This window comes from Acidimicrobiales bacterium, assembly GCA_036378675.1.
GTDB lineage: Bacteria > Actinomycetota > Acidimicrobiia > Acidimicrobiales > Palsa-688 > DASUWA01.
The window spans coordinates 1-2,286 of the sequence record DASUWA010000012.1 but is presented as its reverse complement, the minus strand read 5'-3'; the positions used below and the strand labels follow the sequence as shown (position 1 = coordinate 2,286).

The following is a 2,286-nucleotide window of genomic DNA, read 5'->3' as shown; positions in this document are numbered from 1 at the left end:
TCTGTCCCCCCAGATGCTGGGCCGGGCTGTCGCCCGCCTCGGCCCGTCGGTCGCGCTCGGTGATGCGCAGCTTTTGCCGGTGCGCACAGCTGGAGCTGATCACGCGGTCGCCGTGTGGGTGCTTCATGACGTGGTCGATCCAGACCGACTGTTGCAGGAGGCGGCTCGGGTCGTCCGGCGCGGAGGGAAGTTTGTGGTGAGCGACATCCAGGTTCACGTTCGCGAGGATCCGATCGGGAGGATCCTGGGAGAACTTACCGACCGACTGCACGCCCACCATGCCGACGTTCAGCCCCGCGGCCTGCGTGGCGAAGCGATTGTCGAGAGGGCAGCACCCCATGGCTTCACCGGAGAGGTCGTCCGGATCGAGCGAGCCTGGCCGAGCCACCCGAGCTACGAGCTTGACTCCATCCGCAAACGGGCCTGGTCCGCGCTGCGACGCCTCGACGACCGTGATTACGAGAAGATCGCCGGCCCGGCCATCGCAGACCTCGAGGCTCTTCCCCAGGAGGAGACGATCCAGCGAGCCTGGTCGGAGTTCGCTGTGATGAGCAGGGAGTGACTTCCCCTCGTGCGCCACTCAGGAGCCGGAGAATCTGCACACCAAGACGAAGCGGCAACCCGGATCTCCGCGCGTTCGTTCGGGCGCGAGGCCACGTTGTTGAGATATTCAGACTCATCAGATAGCTCGGCTGTCGGACGATATCGGCGATGGCCGATATCACGATGATCAGCGATGCGATTTAGACCAGTGAGATGACCGACGACACATCACGCACCCGGGCTTCGCAGCGCCGCCTCGGCGATGTGGCGGTCCTCAGCGCCGGTCATGGCGCCTGCTACCCCGACGGCACCTGCTACCTGACCCTCCACCACTGCGGGCAGCCCGCCAGCGATCAACGCCAACCCCGGACGATTCGCAAAGGAGGCCACGGCTGCACCATCGGATTCGGTCTCGGCGAAGAACTCGTCGGGAGGCATCCCGATGGCTGCGGCGGCATACGCCTTATTAATTGCAGTCTCGACGCTGACCAACGGCGCTCCGTCCATGCGCTGGAACTCCTTTAGAACTCCCGACTCGTCGACCACGGCAATCGTTACCTTGACCGCCATGGAGCCAGCCTCGCTCAGAGCCGCGTCGACCGTTCGTCGCGCCTATGCGGCTGAAAGCGTGGGCCTGCGGATACTGGGCGGCGCGGACGGACCACTGGCGTTGGACGTCCATCGTCGATGCTCGGAGGTTCAGTCGTCGGGTGGGCTCGGTGCAGAGCCTGACCCGGCGTCGGGGTTGGCCAGCTTCTTCTTGATCTCCTCCTCTCGGCGGCGAAGCTGCTCCTCCCAAACCCGCAGCCGCGCTCTCTCCTCTCGGTCGCGGACGACCGGGTTAAGTCCGGTCATATCCGCCGCGTCCAGCGGGTTGGAGTAGTCCCGGTACCGGTCCCCCGCGTTGGAGAGGGAGGCTTTCGACGGTCGTCCCAGCAAGAACCAGGCCGCCGCCCCAATCTCGAACAGGAAGATGATGATGATGACCCAGGCCACCTTCGGCAGGTTGCGCACGAGTACCTCATTGGTCGTGATCGCGTCGTACAACGCGTAGATCCAAAACGCGAGCAGGACCAGGAATACGACGCCATCCGCTGCCAGAAACACTTGCCCCCTCCTCAGCTCCGACGTGACTCGGGAAACGATAGCCCAGACCTTCGGAGGGCATCACAGTAATTGGATGGTCGTCCCTTCTGTCGATCGATTTAGGGTCCAAGCACGAAAGCCGAGAACCGGTCCTTGACTCCCGTTCATAGCGGCGGCTTGCCGTAACGGGACCGCATCGGCCTCAGCGTCTCGCGTATCGACGCCGACTCGTCGCCCTGGCCCGGCCGCACCGCCCCATTCCGTCCTGATCTGCGTGCTTGTTCTGGCGTTGCCGCGTCCGATCGTCCTGGCTGACATCCGTTCAAATGACTGGTTCCGGACCACCTGTCTGAGCAGGCGACCGTGAGGGTATGGACGACTCGATGGAGAGCCGGCGCAGATTCCGCCGCCTGGGACGGACAATGGCGGCAATCCTCTGGTTTCGCGTAGACGACGGGTGGATCTATTACGTGATTCTGGGCGGCTATTCCGCCGTCGTCTGCACGGGGCTCTGGCTGTTCACCCGCCACGGGTGGGTCCCGGTCGTCGTCGGCTTCGCCGTGCTCCTAGACGGAGTGACCGCCTTGCTTGTCCTGCTGAATCGTTGGTTGACGCGGCGTTTCGCGGCTCGAGGTGACCCGAAGGGATAAGTCCGTC

The 2,286-nt window shown here is 64.2% G+C and carries 3 protein-coding genes and 1 pseudogene; 2 read left to right on the top strand and 2 right to left on the bottom strand.

Annotated features, from left to right (window positions below; all coding sequences use genetic code 11):
• On the top strand, nucleotides 1-562 hold a 562-nt coding region (locus VFZ97_04560; protein ID HEX6392687.1), incomplete at its 5' end, for a class I SAM-dependent methyltransferase.
• 209 nt (nucleotides 563-771) lie between these two features.
• On the opposite strand, the pseudogene VFZ97_04555 reads toward VFZ97_04560, so the two are convergent.
• Nucleotides 772-1,143, bottom strand: a pseudogene (locus tag VFZ97_04555) (heme-binding protein).
• A gap of 99 nt (nucleotides 1,144-1,242) precedes the next feature.
• A complete protein-coding gene (locus tag VFZ97_04550; GenBank protein HEX6392686.1) occupies nucleotides 1,243-1,650 on the bottom strand; it encodes a PLD nuclease N-terminal domain-containing protein in 408 nt (135 codons plus the stop codon).
• Between the two features lie 350 nt (nucleotides 1,651-2,000).
• Between VFZ97_04550 and VFZ97_04545 the strand changes: the two genes are divergently transcribed.
• Nucleotides 2,001-2,279 carry a hypothetical protein gene (locus tag VFZ97_04545; GenBank protein HEX6392685.1) on the top strand — a complete coding sequence of 93 codons (279 nt, stop codon included), beginning with the start codon at nucleotides 2,001-2,003 and terminating at the stop codon, nucleotides 2,277-2,279.
• The last annotated feature ends 7 nt before the right edge of the window (nucleotides 2,280-2,286 follow it).